Here is a 16571-nt window from a genome sequence, read left to right as displayed (position 1 = left end):
GGAATTTAAGCCTCCCAGCGTCCGAGAATACCACAAGGCAAATTCAATCCCGAGCGTGTGATCGGCAATCCGATTTCACCAGCGCTAATTTGGCCGCCGTACTTTTGTTGCATTGTCATGCTCAGCATGTTGCGCAATACAGTAGGCGAAATACCTGTAGTATAGGAGTTAATGAGCATGAACAGCGGTTGATCTGAAATGATGCTCATGCAGGATTCGAGAAACGGGTATAAGCTTTCTTCAAGCTTCCAAGTTTCTCCGTTCGGTCCGCGCCCGTAAGAAGGAGGGTCCATAATAATGGCATCATAACAGTTGCCCCGACGTTGTTCTCGTTGCACGAACTTGAATACGTCGTCCGTAATGAAACGTACCGGACGGTCAGCCAGACCGGACAATTGAACGTTTTCCTTTGCCCACTGTACCATGCCTTTGGCGGCATCCACGTGAACCACACTGGCTCCAGCATACGCAGCAGCAGTAGTGGCTCCTCCCGTGTATGCAAACAGGTTCAGTACAGAAATGGGTCTGCCTGCACCTTTGATTTTATCCATCATCCAGCTCCAGTTTGCTGCTTGCTCTGGGAAAAGACCAGTATGCTTAAAGCTGGTCGGTTTAATGTGGAATTTAAGCGGTCCATAGCTAATGGTCCAGCGCTCAGGGATAGGTTTTTTCATATCCCAGTTGCCGCCACCGGAGGAACTGCGGTGATAATGCCCATGAACATTACGCCATTCAGCTGTTTCCTGGGCCAAAGGCCATATGATTTGCGGATCGGGACGACGCAGGACAATATCACCCCAACGTTCTAGTTTTTCACCACCGCCTGTATCCATTACTTCATAGTCTTTCCATTCTTGTGCTACATACATGTACAATCCATCCTTCAGCAGTCAATTCAGGATTCAGGCAGCAAGCTGCACAGAAATCCCCATATGGAGTCTATTGTACAACAAACCACAGCAACAATCGAATGATTACATAAATAAGTAAGTAGTCACTTGGTCTAAAATATTTTTTCTCGGATGTACTTGTAATTATAGCGCTTCCATATTAAAATGAAGCCAATCCCACTTGTACGTACAACCATCCGTTTTTTATTATAATAATGAAAATGGAATGAATTGTACGTACATAATATTTTTTTTATCAACACAGCTGAAATTCTACTTCATTAAATAGGCCTCTAATTAATTTGCTTATCCATAGGTTTTCAGCCAGCAGCCGCATGTCATGCGGCTGTTTTGCGTATATTTCCCCAAGATTAAACCTAGTTTTTGAAATTAACATTTGACAATGAGAATCATTATCAAATATTATTTGAGTAACAGGGAGTGAAAGCATCCCATATTTCAAATAAAGGTGAGGGATGAACTTGGGTAAAATCATGATTACTTATGCCAGTTTGACCGGTAATACAGAGGAAATTGCGGAATTGATCGCCGAGGGCGTCCGTCAGGCAGGACATGAGGCTGAGTTGAAGGCTTCGTATGATTGCAGCGCGCAAGAACTGCTCGCATATGACGGGTTCCTGCTGGGTGTATATACATGGGGAGATGGTGAGCTTCCTGATGAATTTTTGGATTTTTACGAGGAACTAGACGAACTTGATCTGTCTGGTAAAAAGACGGCAGTATTTGGTAGTGGAGATACATCCTATACGCAATTCTGTGGTGCAGTGGACTTGGTAGAGGAAAAAGTCAAAGAACGCGGCGCATCGGTCATTCAAGAGAGTCTGAAGATTGAATTCAATCCATTGGATGATGATAAGGAGAATTGCCGAGCTTACGGAAGACAATTTGCACAGGCTGGTATTGAAGTGTCCTGAGAAGAGAGTGAGGGATAGGTATGCGCAATAGCGATAGCTTAAGCGGCTTTCCTCTTCTGCACGACTATCAGCTGGAGGAGATGTGGAGAACTCCACAGCCAATCCGTCAATCACAGAGGAAAAGAGGGCGTGAGGGCTGGAATTGGCGGCAACGGGTTCAATATGCAGTAGGGCATGCGCTCAACGAATACTTTGGAATGGAAGTAAAGGTACGGCGGGAAGTCCCTGTCCAGTATGTGCTGGAGAAATGGTGGCCCAAGCAGTCAGACAGCTTTGAATCTTTGTTCCATTATTGGGATGTCAAAAATAAAGTGTCAGGTGAGTTGTCAAAAATTTGTGGCTTAAATAATGACTTGATGGTGCCTGTGATGCTGTATGAACAATTTTGTACGTCTGTGCCTGAGTTAGAGATCAATATTTCGCTTATTGTTCAGGCTGCTTGGCAACTATCAGCAGAAACAGATTCCCTGCTCATTCAAAAGTACATCGTTGACTATAATCCTAACGTTATTAGTACATTCCAACATATGACAAATGTATTTTGTTATTACGCATTTGGGGCCCTTCCTCAGCTTATTGAGGTATACTGTCTGCTGGAAGGCAAGAAGGTCCGCTTCATTCCGGGGCCTGCTTCTTTACAGCAATCTCTGGATTATGTGAGGCTATTGAGGGATTCCAAAGATGATGTACATGGGACGTCAGAACGCTGTCGTTGCGGGGGTTGCATGGAAAAGCAAGCTTCTCAAGGGAATAGAATGAATAAGAACACGAAGGAAGGACAGGAGGCGAAAAACTGCAAACAACGGTCAGCTGTACCTACGCCTTTCTCTTAACATTATTGTGTAACCCTTTAATTGTAAACTATCCCTTTTTGTGAAAGAGCCTTGGAAACAAGGTTCTTTTTTATGAAAAAAAATTATGAAAAAACTGAAAATTTATGTTGCCTGAATAGATAAATATATCTATAATATTTCAATGTACAATAGTTATATGAAAATATTTAAATATAAAAGACGGTTTGTGGACCATGGATCAGATTGTCCTATGTACATAAAATAAGTCCTGTCTTTTGCATGGCACGTTGCCATGTGTTTATTTACGTTCTCCATTTGGTTTAATGGCCTAATATTTCAATTTTAAAATATTAGCGTTGAATAATAAAAATTTTTTGGACAACAGGGGTGGAAGAAGTGAGTAAGAAAACTGTATTGCCAATCCTCATTGTACTGCTCGTTCTGAGCGGTGGAGCTATTGGCTACTATTATTGGTATCAAGCAACACACTTTGTTAAAAGTGACGATGCGCGCATTCAAGCCGATCAATATAAGGTAATGCCGCAAATCTCCGGAGAAATAAGCCACATTGATGTGGAAGAAGGAGATGTTGTTCAGCGTAATGAACCGATTGCCGAGCAGGATGTATCGGGGCTGGATGCGAGCATGATCAGCAAGTCCGTACTGCGCGCGCCGATCAATGGAACTGTCATTAAGATTTATTCGAAAGAGCATGAAATCGGATCGCCGGGTAGTGCTGTTGCAACTATGGTGGATATGAACAGCTTGTATGTATCCACGAATATTGAAGAAAATGACATTAACCGCATTAAACCAGGACAGCTTGTTGACATTACGCTTGATGCAGCAGGGGACCAGGTGATTCAGGGTAAAGTTCGTAAAGTAGGCGAAGCCTCCAACGCCGTGTTCTCACTCGTTCCTGCAGTCAACACAAGTGGTAATTTTAACAAGGTGACTCAGCGTGTGCCTGTAGAGATTGCTGTGAACAAGCCGAAGGATCTGAAGCTTATTCCTGGAACGAACGTGGAAGTAAAAATTCATACACCTTAAAAAGGAGGGGTCCATGTGGCTGCCAATGATATTGCTGCTGCTCCTTCGACAGATTCTTCCAAAGAACGCTGGCTTGCCTTTTTCGCTATCGTTTTAGGCGCCTTTGTCGCCATTCTGAACAACAGTCTGATCAATGTCGCCATTCCTAGATTGACGACGGATTTAGGATCTACGACGACACGTATTCAGTGGGTTATTACAGGTTACACGCTTGCATCTGGTGTAATCGTACCGATTACCGGATATATGGAGCAGCGCCTCGGATACAAAAAGTTTTTGATTCTAGCGCTCAGCGTATTTTCGCTGGGAACGGGAATATGTATTTTTGCATGGAGTGATTCTTCCCTGATCGCAGCACGGGTGCTGGCTGGTCTGGGCGGTGGTGTTATTATGCCGCTGAGTATGACGATTATTTACAAAATTATGCCGCGTGAACAAATCGGTATGTCCCTTGGTATATGGGGGATCGCCGCAATGGCAGCGCCGGCTGTAGGGCCTACGCTTAGCGGATATTTGATTGAGTGGTTTAACTGGCGGTTCTTGTTTATTGTCAGTGTGCCGGTTGCTTTATTTGCAATTTTAATGGTTATTCTTCTAATCAAAGAGCCGCCTAAAGTAGAGCCGAAGCCGTTTGATCTACCGGGCTTTTTGCTGGCCGCAACTTGTGCCGGAACACTCTTGTACGCATTGACCAACGGCCAGCGTGATGGCTGGACTTCTTTTGGAATTGTATCCCTGCTGTTTATTGCTTTCTGGGCACTTGTTTTTCTGATCTATGTAGAAAGCGGCAAGGATAATGCTGTAATTGAAATCTCATTATTCAAGAATTCAAAGTATACGATTAGTGTTATTGCCTCTAGTCTGGTCATGATGGGGATGTACGGAGGAACGTTCCTAACACCGTTGTTTTTGCAAAATATCCAGCGTGTGTCACCGATTGATACTGGTATTATCCTCATTCCACAGGCCATTGCCATGGCGGCTATGATGCCTATTGCCGGGAAGCTGTTCGATAAGTTCGGAATTGTGCCTTTGGGGCTTGTGGGCCTGACGCTAACCAGCTTTATGACCTATCATCTTCACCAGCTTACGCCAGATACTTCGCATGCCTGGTTGGAAACCGTAATGGCATTACGGGGTCTGGGAATTGGTATTTGCATGATGCCATTATCCACGGTCGGTATGAATGCCGTTCATCCGAGCAAGGTAGCCAATGCATCTACAGCATCCAATCTGGTACGTACTGTAGCTGCATCTATGGCGATTGCAGTGCTAACCGCCATTATGCAAAGCCGTTCGGCTGCTCATGCCCAGCAAATTTCGGAGTCCATTACACCAGACTCGGCTCATACGCTACAAGCGACATTGGGCAGCTCATGGATGTCATCCATAAGTAGTTTAATCACACTAGATGCCACATCAAGAGGGATTGGGGATACGTTCCTCATTTCATCCATACCGCTGTTTTGCACGATTCCACTAATCTTTTTGTTTATTCAGAGGAAGAAAGCAAAGACACAGCCGGAAGCTTAATCAAGGAACTATAAAATACGACTGGATGACTTACATTATTTCCACGGACAGAAAGAAAGGGAATTATCATGAAAATATTGAGAGTAGAAAGTACATTAGCGGCTTTAGTGCTCGGCGGCGCAGTGCTGGCAGGCTGCTCCAGTAATAGCGGGGCGGCTCAGGATATGGTCGTTCCGGTTAAAATCAGCCAAGCACAGCAGGGAATTATCGGACAGGGGAATATTTATACAGGAACGGTTACACCATCGGAGACGGTGAACATCGTGCCTAAAGTGGGCGGTAAAGTGGTTGAACTGCCTGTGGATATTGGCTCCGAGGTTAAAAAGGGTCAAGTACTGTTCAAGCTTGATGATAAGGACATGCGGAATAATGTTGCGAAAGCCCGCGCCGCAGCAGCTGCGGCAGCAGCCGGAGTAAGCACCGCTCAAGCATCCCACGAATCTACGATGGTTCAGGCAAACTCGGGCTTAGTGCAGTCCAAGAGTGGCGTGATTCAATCCCAAAGTGCAATCAATCAGGCACAGGGAGCTATTAATCAAGCCACTACAGCCGTAGAACAAGCAACACATGGTGTCTCCTCGGCAGCCAATACGGTGAAACAAACGCAGCAAGCTTTGGCAGATGCACAGAAGAATGTAACACGTACACAAAGTCTATTTGATGCAGGTGCGAGCACCCAAGCTCAATTAGAACAAGCCAAAACAGCAGTCGTGAATGCGGAAGCGGCTTACAATAATGCACAAAATGCGCAGGCTAACGCGCAAGATCAGCTGGTAGCTGCGCAGAAGGCTCTAACTACAGCTCGCAACAGCTATGATTCAGCAAAAAATAGCTACAGTAATGCAAATAGCGGTTACAGTAATGCGCAAAATCAGCTCAAAGTATCTCAAAATACTGCGGTTATCGAGTCCAGCCAACAATCTCTTAAGCAGGCTCAGCTGAATGTGAACATTGCTCAGGATGCATTGGATGACACCGTTGTTACATCACCGATCAATGGTATTGTGGGCACGAAAAATGCAGAAGTGGGCGAAATGGTATCCGCTCAGTCTCCTGCGCTGGTCATCGCTAATCTGAGTACGGTCAATACATTGATCTATGTTCCAGCGGAGCAGATCAACAATGTAAAAGCAGGTGACAAGGTACAGGTTCGTGTTGCAGCTTCCAACATTGTAACAACAGGTACAGTTAAAAATGTAAGCCCGTTGGATGCAAGTGGAAAAGGCTATCCTGTAAAAATCTCAGTAGCGAATCCAGACACGAAACTGAAATCCGGCATGTTGGCTGATATCAGCTTTGTCGCTGCCAATGCACAAGAAGGAATTGTGGTTCCTACTGCGGCAGTTCAAAAGGATCAAGGTAAAGAATATGTATATGTTGTAAACGGAGACCATGCGAAACGTAAGGAAGTGAAGACTGTTCAGACGGCAGGTTCACAAACACTCGTTACCAGTGGCTTGAGCAATGAGGAGAATGTGATCGTGAATAATCTGGCATTGCTGTCCGATAACTCACCGATTACAATTAGCCAATAATTAGGCTCTAAACTTACGTACTATATAATAGTAGAAGTTTATTATGAATATGCAAAGACAGCCTGCTTAGGGGGCTGTCTTGTTTTTATTTCATTCAGCAAATTTTACATAGGATTAATGTCGATATGGGACTATTTTTGACGAACATTGGTAGAATAGGATAGACTAAATTGGAAATAGATAGTTTACGAGATCTCAGACAAGCGATCGGAGGAATTGTAAGATGGAAGTGAAATTGGTAGTGGATTATGAAGCTTATGAGAATGGCCAAACGATGGCTAAATCTATTGAGGAACTGGCAGCCAAGCCGGAGAGCGCGCAAGTTACAGATCTCATCATTGGAGATTGGGGCGGCGCCTATGAAAGTTCACCAGAGGATTTTATCCCAGTGTTAGTGAAACTCAAAGATCAATTCCCTAAGATACGCAAACTGTTTATTGGTGATATGGAATACGATGAGTGTGAGGTTTCCTGGATTAACCAGACGAATCTGTCCCCATTGTTAGAAGCGTTTCCAGCATTGGAGTCCTTTCATATCAAAGGTAGCCAGGACCTGAGCTTGGAGCCGCTTCGTCATAACCATCTTCAAGAATTGGTTATTATCTGTGGTGGTCTGCCTGTGAGCGTTCTTGAGCAAATACGTAATGCTGAACTGCCTGAACTGCGCAAGTTGGAACTGTATTTGGGTGTCGAGAACTATGGCTTTGACGGTAGCCTGAAAGATGTTTTGCCGTTTTTAGACAGCAATCCTTTTCCCAAACTTACATACTTGGGACTCAAAGATAGTGAAATACAGGATGAAATTGCTATTGCAGCAGCTAATGCCCCTGTGATTGGACAATTGGAAGTGCTGGATCTCTCACAAGGTACGTTGTCTGATAAAGGTGCAGAAGCGCTACTGGCTAGTGAAAGTATAAAAGGGCTGAAGCATCTGGATTTGAGCTATCATTATATGTCTAGTGAAATGATGCAACGTTGGAAAAGCTCAGGTCTATCTGTGAACGTGGAAGATCAACAAGAAGCGGATGAGGAAGATGATTGGCGCTATCCATCACTGACTGAGTAATTTGTACAAATGGATTTCTAAAACGGACTGTTTTCAAAATTAAATTGATCTAAAGTGAGGCGGCTCTATGGTTAGGATGTCAGACTGTAATGTCAGCGAGCCGTTTATCTTGTTCGGTAATCCGGGAAATCGTCGAACTACTGGGCTGCAGGAGGCGAGAAGCAGATTAATGCTTCCGCCCGCTCTGGAGGTTTCCTATAAGAATGTGCTGGAAGCTATTCGGCAGAAACAAGGTCTGAGCGAGCTGATGTTGCGAATAGCTGCACGAGCTACGCAAGATAGCGTGAATGGCAGTTCCTTTGTGCAAGAGAGCATTGATCAGTTACTGGCGGGGCAGATGGACAGTGGTCCGCTGCTTCGTCTGGATGCACCGGGCGAAAGCTTTGAGGTAGAGCGTGAGTTGATTGCTCTGGGTGCCTCGGATGGTGAGGGAGACGATTCTCTGTTGCCATGGCCCGAATGGACACAAGGCACAGGTATATCGGCGGCAGAAGCGCGATGTCTGCAGGAGCAGCACGGTCGTATTTGGCACCCGGCACAATGGTTCCGGGGCTATTGCCGTCTGCTGGCCTGGCTGCGGGATGAAGTGGCTCTGCTCTGGCCCTCGTCACACTGGATGAACGACCCGGCGGAAGTTGCCGTGATGTTCGACAAACGGCGTTGTAGCGCCGATTTAGGCAAGGCAGATATAAGGGTTCCACCAGTGCTTGCATCTTCAGGTGGTGCATTTCGTGATGTTGTCGATCTGCACACGGCAATGAAGGAGAGCGGGTTTCACCGCGTATTTGTGAAAATATTTTGTGGGTCCGGTGCTTCTGGTGTCATGGCCTATCAGGTACATCCCCACACACACGCGGAACTGGCAGTGACCACGATTGGAACGGAAATCATACACGGACAGCGCGTGTATTATAATGCCGGACGATTGCGTCGTTATACGGATAAGCAGGACATTCATGCTATCCTTAACTGGCTATGCCTGGAAGGGGTACATGTGGAGCGCTGGATTCCCAAAGCGACCTTGAATGGGCGTGTTTATGATGTGCGCCAACTCGTGTGCGGATCAGAAGCTTGCCATGCGGTTTTACGTTTGAGCCACAGCCCTATTACGAATTTGCATTTGCGTAATGAGCGGCTCTCGCTGAAGGAAGCCGGATTACCGCAGAATACGGTGGAATCGGTCCAGCTTACGGCGAAAGCCGCTATGAGTGTTTTTCCAGCCTCCATGGTTGCTGGACTGGATGTGCTGGTTCCGGCTCATGGTGGTCATCCCTATGTGTTGGATGTTAATCCGTTCGGTGATTTGCTGTACCGAGTTGAGCATCAGGGTTGGAATCCGTATGAATGGGAAATGCAGCACCTCGCTAATAGGAGCGTGGGTACGGAAAGGAAAAACAGATATGACTGATATGAATCAAATTGTCGGCTCTCATGATATTGTCATGATTACGCTTGATACTCTGCGTTATGACGTAGCAAAGCTGGAAGAAGAGAACTGTCCGAATTTGTGCGGCTCCGGGTCGTGGGAAAAACGCCATACACCGGGTAGCTTTACCTATGCTGCACATCATGCTTTTTTTGGCGGATTTTTGCCGACTCCAGCGAATACAGATAAGACTTCACATATTCGTCTGTTCCACACCAAGGATACGGGATTGCGTACGCATTCACATACGTGGCTGTTCGATGCCCCGGATATTGTGTCCGGGCTAGAGGGTGAAGGTTATCGGACCATCTGTATCGGCGGCGTTATTTTTTTCACAAAGAAAAATAAGCTTGCCAAGGTGCTGCCTGGATATTTCCAAGAAAGCTACTGGCGTATGAACTTTGGTGTTACCAACCCCCGTTCGACGGAGAATCAGGTGAATCATGCTCTGAAACTGTTGGAAAATGCAGACCCGTCACAGCGCTTGTTTTTATTTCTGAATGTATCAGCGATCCATGGGCCTAATCATTATTTTGTGAAGGGCGCAGCCAAAGATTCAGTGGAGTCTCAACGGGCAGCCTTGCGGTATGTGGATGGTGAACTTGGACGTTTGTTTGATGCTTTGCGAAATCGGGGCAAGACGTTTTGCATGGTTTTTTCCGATCATGGTACAGCTTATGGGGAAGACGGCTATGAAGGACATCGTCTGGCGCATGAGGTAGTCTGGAATGTGCCTTACCGCGAATTTATTTTATAGAGCAAATAGAAGTATAGATTGCACTGGTAAAATATCAAGAAATCAATCCAGCGTGAGGAAGGAGCAGAAATGAAAGCCATAAATCTGAATCACTCGCATCCAGCGGATGCGCCAGCCCCGGAGATAGACACAAACTTAGCACCGTCTAGGTTTCAGTGGCCTGAAACTCCTGCTGAATGGGCAAGCACAATCCGTGAAGCTCCTTACCGCTCCTATCTGTACTCTTACCCGCATAAAACGGCCTATCGTCCGTTTGATACACCAGTCTCATTACAGGAGTTGTGGGAGAAGGAGGAGTTAGAAAGCTATTTTTTGTATATGCATATTCCATTTTGCGCGGCTCGCTGTGGGTTTTGTAACCTGTTCACTTTGCCGGACAAGCGTCTGGATGTACATAAGGAGTATGTGGATGCACTAGAAAGACAAGCCAAGCAATGGACACCCATTATGGGGCGTCGACCTTTTTCACGTTTTGCGATCGGCGGCGGTACACCGACCTTACTGGAGGCTCCTTTGGTGGAGCGCTTGTTTGACATTGCGGAAAATATTATGGGACTGGACCCTAAGCGAGCTTCTATTTCGGTGGAGACCTCTCCCGATACTGTGACTGAAGACAGGTTGGAGGTGCTCAAGCGCCGCGGGACAGATCGTGTCAGTATGGGAATTCAGAGCTTTGTGGAATCAGAAAGTGCCGCCATATACCGACCTCAGAAGCCCAAACTTGTTAGAGAAGCACTTGAGCGGCTGGTGGAATACAACTTTCCTTTGCTGAACGTAGATCTGATCTATGGCTTGCCTGGTCAAACGGTGGAAACCTGGCTGTATTCTTTAGAGGAAGCCCTGTCTTACTCGCCAGGAGAAATATTTCTTTATCCGTTATATATTCGAGAAAATACGATTTTAAAGCCAGGCTATACCGGGCTGGATCATGATATTCGCCTTAGCTTGTATGAAGTGGCGCGCGAACGGCTCAAACAAGCAGGATATGTACAATACTCCATGCGCCGTTTTGCTAAAAATGATGGTATATCCAACAAAGAGCTTTTACCCTACAGTTGCCAGGAGGAAGGTATGGCTGGTCTGGGGTGTGGTGCACGCTCCTATACACGCAATGTCCACTATGCCAGCCGTTATGGGGTTAGTGCAGCAGCTACCCGTAGCATTATCGCAGATTATGTTGCTGCGGAACGTCATGATCTGGCTGACTACGGCTTTATTTTAAATGTGGATGAGAGTAAGCGACGCTTTATCTTAAAGGCGCTTCTTCATCGGGAAGGTTTGGAGCTATCAGCCTATGCAGAGCGCTTCGGTGTATCCCTGTCGGACGATTTTACAGGAATGTCGTTGCTGCTGGAATCCGGTATGGCTGTCGTCGAGGAGGGCACGCTGCGACTTACAGAGGAAGGAATGGCCTATTCCGATGCGATTGGGGACTGGATGATCTCCACGTCAGTACGTGAGCGTATGGAAGGATATGTAGGCGCATGAGAGCGACCTTATATTATCGTGGTTCGTTGACCTCGTGTAACTATGCTTGCCCTTATTGCCCGTTCAGTAAAAACGTTGATAGTCGGGAAACGTTGAACAAGGATCGGGTCCAGTTGGAACGTTTTGCTGATTGGGTACGGAAACAGGGCGTTTTGGGGCATCGTCTCTCTATTTTTTTTAATCCGTATGGAGAAGCCTTGATTCATTCCTGGTATCGCAAGACCATGATTGAGTTTTCCCACATGGCGCATGTGGAAAAAGTGGCGGTACAGACGAATCTCTCGACGAAGCTGGATTGGACGAAAGAACTGAACGCGGAGACTGCTGCGCTGTGGGCTACATATCACCCTGGAGAGACGAAAGAGCAAGTTTTTATATCGCAGGCTATGAAGATATATGAACTTGGTATTTCCTATAGTGTCGGTACCGTCGGGTTAAGACAAGCCTTCCCAGCTATTCGTTCCTTAAGATCGCAACTTCCAAGGGATGTTTATTTGTGGATCAACGCTTACAAGGATCGACCCCATTATTATACAGATGCTGAAGTTACTGAATTAACTGCGATCGACCCCTATTTTCAATGGAATTTAAAGGATTATAGCAGTCAGGGACGGGCATGTCGCGCCGGTGAAGATGTATTTTATGTCCAGGGTGACGGAAGAGTAAAACACTGCTATCAGGATCGACGGGTGCTTGGACACTTATATAGAGATGGTCTTAAGGGTCTGAGTGGCAAACGTCCGTGCCGGATGAAAGAATGCGGCTGCTATATCGGCTATATTCATATGGAAGAGCAGCCGTTTTGGGAAATGTACGGTAGTAGCTTACTCGAAAGAGTGCCGCAAGTACAGGTATCTCCGGTTCCATCATTTAGCAGACAGGCTATTCATAGAGATAATGAATCCATATAACAAGGGGTGTCCACATCTAAATGTAATACTATAGCACCTTGATCTATTAGAAAAACGATCAACAAAAAACCGACCCTTGCCATCAAGCAAAGGTCGGTTCATTTGTTTTATAATAACTCTATACGACAATAACTCTATACGACTGTTCTATGCGATATAATCAAGTTTGGATGATAGCAGTAATTTCTTCATCCAGATCCAATCTGATTTGTTCGCGATAGGCACGAATATTGTATTCGGAATATAGGTATCTCAGAATGGCTTCAATCATATTGGCTTCCACCAGATATTGACTGCGGCCCTGTACATGGACTTCTGCTGAATAACCTGTATCCTCTTCCCAGCTTAGTTCTACTGTCACATCCGTGGGCTGGACACCTTTACGTTCAGCCATATGCAAGCAAATAGCGTTGACAATCTCATCCATACTCAAAATCATAGCTTAGTAACGTCCTCCACGGGAATCATCTGGTCTGCGACGATTTTTAATAGCACGGTAGATACCTACTCCGATCATGATCAGGACGTAAATGGCCAGAACGTTAACGGCAAGGCCAAGCAAGCTGCCCAATGCGCCCATGTTGCCGAACAATCCGCCGAAGAGCATACCTGCCAAACCGCCCAGCATCATACCTTTCAGAAATCCGCCGCCACCGCCAAGGAATCCACCGGTTCTGCTTGTATTACCAGCAGTTGCCCCTGACTTGGCTCCGCTATCTGACTTATTAATTCCATTGCTGTCATTCGCCTTGCTTGGTGTAGATTGGTATGATTTAGGTCCGGATTTAAACCCGCCGCCTCGCCTTGCGTCAGCTGTAGATGGTGCGATCATAGCAATGAGTAGGGTAAAAGCCATCATCAGCATCATCATATTTTTCAAAGTGAATGTTTTTTTCATGTAAATATAATCCCCCTTAGTAAATTTGTTTATAGGTCAAACAACCGCTTACCAGTAATACGAATGGCATGGAAAAGGGTTTCAAAGAATTTTAATTTTTAAAAAATTAAATAATAACGTCCCATAAATCCTATGCATGGATTGGCTAAAACATTCAGCTTTGCGGCTTAAGTGAAAACGGATTAGTGTCAGCACTGACATCACCGGCAAGCAGCATACGCAGAACCATTTGGCACCATTCCAGACCTGCTTTAGCATTCAAAAGTCCTTTTTGTACTAAAATATAGTCACCAAAGTTCTTACTGCCAAAATGTAAATTCTCTGCAGGAATATCGTTCAGGATATCCTCAAGATGCTGGATTTTCTGAATAAAATGACGTTTGCGTTCCTCCAGCATACGATTGGCACTACTTTTGTCCGTTAACCAAAGACAGAACAGTCGAAGACTTAATTCATCCCGTGTAACCGGAGCAGCTAACGCTTCCTGGGACCATTGCTGAAGCATATGGATTCCCTTGTCGGTAATGGTATACATTTTCTTATCAGGCTTGTCGGACTGCTGAATCCAACGGGAGGCTAGCAGTTCCTTGCTCTCCATACGGGCCAGTAGCGGATAGATCTGACTGTGCTTGGCCTGCCAAAAAGGCTGGATACGCAACATCAGATCATAGCCGGAGGATTCCTCTCTTGCGAGAAGCCCCAACAGACCATACGATAGTAAATTCATAGATCTTATCTCCTTCATCCATCATAGTAACGGTTGTAACAGCACTGCGGCAGCTATTCTGCAGCTTCATGAAAAGTGTACACTGAAACTGTATGGTTTGACAACTTTCAGTCAGGTCGTTCACAGGTTAGCCAAAATTGATTCTTGTCATTCTCCACGTATATGTGCTTTTTTTCATAAAAAAGGGTAGTTTAAGCTCGTATGTACGAGCTTAAACTACCCTGGTAACCTTCTGCCGAAGCGTATCCTATTTACTGTTCATTTCCATCAACGAGAAGTGTTAACGCTCCTGTATCTGGATGAATAACCATGCCGTGAACGGGGGCATTAGGAGGGAGAAGCGGGTGATTTTTAATAAGCTTCACGGTAGTTCTTACCCCTTCTTCAATGTTGTCAAAACCTTTTAACCATTTATTTAGCTTAATTCCTGAATTTTCTAATGTATTCAGCACTTCCTGAGAAATTCCGCGATCGAGCATTTCATTGACCATGTGGTCTGCATTTAATGCAGCCATGCCGCACTCATAATGACCTACAACGACGACTTCGTCTGCTCCCAGCTCATACAGGGCGACTAGCACACTGCGCATTACACTTCCAAAGGGCTGTGAAATAATAGCACCCGCATTTTTGATGATTTTCACATCACCGTTGCGCAGGTTCATGGCTTTCGGGAGTAACTCCGTTAGCCGTGTATCCATACAAGTGATAATGACCATTTTTTTATTGGGGAACTTGCCCGTTCTATAGGCCTCGTATTCTTTGTTTTCTACGAAAACACGATTGTACTCTAAAATTTCTTTGATGTGATTCACGATTGTTCCCTCCAGATTCTATTAAAGTTTGATATGTACAGCCCAACGTTTATTTTAGGTCTTAGGAGCTGGTCGTACATGTTGTGAGTTGATTATACTTTTTAATATAAGTATCATCAAGTATAGGTATTGTAAAGTTTTATCCATTTTAAGTTAAAGAGGTGACCTCAAATATGGCGCAACAGACGTTGGATCAATTGACGGCTTTAAAGGAGCTTTCACACAAAATCAGTAGTTATGGCGAAGCAGTAGGTCTGCTGCACTGGGATTTACGAACTGGTGCTCCGCGCAAGGGTGTTGACATTCGGTCGGAGACGTTGGGTATGCTGTCCACTGAAATGTTCAAGCTGATGATCTCGGATGAAATGGGACAATTGCTGCAATTTTTTGCCACAGTAGATAAGCTGGAGCAACTGGAAGACAACGATCGCAGATTGGTGGAGGAATGCCGTAAAAATTATGACCTTAATCGTTCGGTTCCGGCAGACCGATACCGGGATTATAGCATTCTTGCAGCGCAGGCAGAGAGCAAGTGGGAGGACGCAAAGGGACATAGCGATTTTGTCGGATTTGAACCCTACTTGTCTAAAATCGTAGACATGAAGCGCGAATTTATCGGCTACTGGGGGGTTAAGGATACAGAGTATGACACGCTTTTGGATCAATATGAACCGGGGATGACGGTTGAAAAACTGGATGCTGTGTTTGATCGTCTCAAAAAGCGCCTTGTGCCACTGCTGTCTAAAATTCAGGCTTCACCGAACCAGCCGGATAAGAGCTTTTTAGATGGTGTGTTTGATGTGAAGCAGCAGGAGAAGTTCAGCCTGTTCATATTAGGTCAGATGGGGTATGACTTTGACGCAGGCCGCTTGGATGAGAGCGTACATCCTTTCGCAACAGGATTAAATCCAGGTGATGTGCGTATAACAACACATTATCTGCAAGATGATGTAACCAGTGCTATTTTCAGTTCGTTGCATGAAGGAGGCCATGCGCTGTACGAACAAAATATTGCTCCTGAGCTAGCAGGATCACTACTGTCGGGAGGAACCTCTATGGGGATTCATGAATCCCAGTCCCGCTTGTGGGAAAATAAAATCGGACGCAGTCGTGCTTTCTGGGATCGGTATTACGATGATTTGCAAAAGCATTTTCCTGATCGCTTGGCAAAGGTTACGGCAGATCAATTCTATCGGGCAGTCAACCGTGTGGAAAATTCACTGATTCGTATTGAAGCGGATGAGCTAACATATAATTTACATATCATTATCCGTTATGAAATTGAAAAAATGTTGTTTAATGAAAAGCTGGATGTGAAGCGTCTCCCTGAGGTGTGGAATGCGAAATATAAGGAATACCTAGGGTTACTTCCACCGAATGATGGACTGGGCGTACTTCAAGACGTTCACTGGTCCGGTGGTGATTTTGGCTATTTTGCTTCCTACTCGCTTGGCAATATGTATGCAGCACAAATTTTGGCGACATTACGCAAAGAGTTACCAAATCTAGATGAATTAATCTCTGCTGGAGAACTTGAGCCGATCAAGCAATGGCTGACCGAACGTATTTACCGTTACGGCAAGAGCCGGACGCCTTCCGAGTTGATTGTAGCCATTACAGGTGAAGATCTGAACCCGGATTATCTCGCCGACTACCTGGAAGAGAAATATACCTCCATATACAAGCTGTAAATCATATGCCATCTTCCCCACGTTCCCGGGCGAACGTGGTTTTTTTTTGTGCAAT

General features: G+C 45.4%; 16 protein-coding genes. 11 read left to right on the top strand and 5 right to left on the bottom strand.

Annotated features, from left to right (window positions below; genetic code table 11):
* Positions 1 to 5 precede the first annotated feature (5 nt).
* The gene (locus MKY98_RS14525) at positions 6 to 869 is read right to left on the bottom strand and encodes a class I SAM-dependent methyltransferase (protein WP_341010984.1); all 864 of its coding nucleotides are present in this window, start codon (positions 867 to 869) and stop codon (positions 6 to 8) included.
* A gap of 497 nt (positions 870 to 1366) precedes the next feature.
* On the opposite strand from MKY98_RS14525, the gene MKY98_RS14520 reads away from it, so the two are divergent.
* The 10 genes from MKY98_RS14520 (at position 1367) to MKY98_RS14475 (ending at position 12385) form a co-directional block, all read left to right on the top strand.
* Entirely contained in the window at positions 1367 to 1825 is a 459-nt protein-coding gene (locus tag MKY98_RS14520; protein ID WP_039271202.1) for a flavodoxin, read from the top strand.
* 20 nt (positions 1826 to 1845) lie between these two features.
* Positions 1846 to 2658 carry a hypothetical protein gene (locus MKY98_RS14515; protein ID WP_069010637.1) on the top strand — a complete coding sequence of 271 codons (813 nt, stop codon included), beginning with the start codon at positions 1846 to 1848 and terminating at the stop codon, positions 2656 to 2658.
* A gap of 357 nt (positions 2659 to 3015) precedes the next feature.
* Positions 3016 to 3669, top strand: coding sequence for an HlyD family secretion protein (locus tag MKY98_RS14510; protein ID WP_069010635.1), 654 nt, complete (start codon positions 3016 to 3018; stop codon positions 3667 to 3669).
* A 15-nt stretch (positions 3670 to 3684) separates the two neighbouring features.
* Positions 3685 to 5202, top strand: a complete 1518-nt coding sequence (locus tag MKY98_RS14505; RefSeq protein WP_061831583.1) for a DHA2 family efflux MFS transporter permease subunit — start codon at positions 3685 to 3687, stop codon at positions 5200 to 5202.
* A gap of 68 nt (positions 5203 to 5270) precedes the next feature.
* Positions 5271 to 6737 (top strand): efflux RND transporter periplasmic adaptor subunit, encoded by a 1467-nt coding sequence (locus MKY98_RS14500; protein WP_039271208.1) that lies wholly within the window; start codon positions 5271 to 5273, stop codon positions 6735 to 6737.
* Between the two features lie 223 nt (positions 6738 to 6960).
* The gene (locus MKY98_RS14495; protein ID WP_039271210.1) at positions 6961 to 7803 is read left to right on the top strand and encodes an STM4015 family protein; all 843 of its coding nucleotides are present in this window, start codon (positions 6961 to 6963) and stop codon (positions 7801 to 7803) included.
* Positions 7804 to 7870: 67 nt separating this feature from the next.
* On the top strand, positions 7871 to 9211 hold the full coding sequence (locus MKY98_RS14490; protein ID WP_069010633.1) for an STM4014 family protein: 1341 nt from the start codon (positions 7871 to 7873) through the stop codon (positions 9209 to 9211).
* Complete coding sequence (locus tag MKY98_RS14485; protein ID WP_069010631.1) at positions 9204 to 9986, top strand: STM4013/SEN3800 family hydrolase; 783 nt, start codon at positions 9204 to 9206, stop codon at positions 9984 to 9986. Before MKY98_RS14490 ends, MKY98_RS14485 begins: the two co-directional genes overlap by 8 nt.
* A gap of 69 nt (positions 9987 to 10055) precedes the next feature.
* The gene (locus MKY98_RS14480; RefSeq protein WP_069010629.1) at positions 10056 to 11474 is read left to right on the top strand and encodes an STM4012 family radical SAM protein; all 1419 of its coding nucleotides are present in this window, start codon (positions 10056 to 10058) and stop codon (positions 11472 to 11474) included.
* Positions 11471 to 12385: an STM4011 family radical SAM protein gene (locus MKY98_RS14475; RefSeq protein ID WP_069010628.1), complete on the top strand. Its 915-nt coding sequence runs from the start codon at positions 11471 to 11473 to the stop codon at positions 12383 to 12385. Before MKY98_RS14480 ends, MKY98_RS14475 begins: the two co-directional genes overlap by 4 nt.
* Before the next feature lie 160 nt (positions 12386 to 12545).
* Here the strand turns inward: MKY98_RS14475 and MKY98_RS14470 are convergent, their stop codons facing one another.
* From MKY98_RS14470 to MKY98_RS14455, 4 genes are all read right to left on the bottom strand, one after another.
* Positions 12546 to 12824, bottom strand: a complete 279-nt coding sequence (locus MKY98_RS14470) for a YxcD family protein (protein ID WP_039271218.1) — start codon at positions 12822 to 12824, stop codon at positions 12546 to 12548.
* A 3-nt stretch (positions 12825 to 12827) separates the two neighbouring features.
* Entirely contained in the window at positions 12828 to 13283 is a 456-nt protein-coding gene (locus MKY98_RS14465; protein ID WP_069010626.1) for a hypothetical protein, read from the bottom strand.
* Between the two features lie 154 nt (positions 13284 to 13437).
* Positions 13438 to 14010, bottom strand: a complete 573-nt coding sequence (locus tag MKY98_RS14460; RefSeq protein ID WP_013310597.1) for a PadR family transcriptional regulator — start codon at positions 14008 to 14010, stop codon at positions 13438 to 13440.
* Positions 14011 to 14261: 251 nt separating this feature from the next.
* Positions 14262 to 14825: a beta-class carbonic anhydrase gene (locus MKY98_RS14455; RefSeq protein ID WP_029518130.1), complete on the bottom strand. Its 564-nt coding sequence runs from the start codon at positions 14823 to 14825 to the stop codon at positions 14262 to 14264.
* Between the two features lie 173 nt (positions 14826 to 14998).
* Between MKY98_RS14455 and MKY98_RS14450 the strand changes: the two genes are divergently transcribed.
* A complete protein-coding gene (locus MKY98_RS14450) occupies positions 14999 to 16516 on the top strand; it encodes a carboxypeptidase M32 (protein ID WP_069010624.1) in 1518 nt (505 codons plus the stop codon).
* The last annotated feature ends 55 nt before the right edge of the window (positions 16517 to 16571 follow it).

The sequence above is a fragment of the Paenibacillus sp. FSL M8-0228 genome (genome assembly GCF_038007385.1).
GTDB lineage: Bacteria > Bacillota > Bacilli > Paenibacillales > Paenibacillaceae > Paenibacillus > Paenibacillus polymyxa_D.
This window is presented reverse-complemented; position numbering and strand designations above follow the sequence as displayed.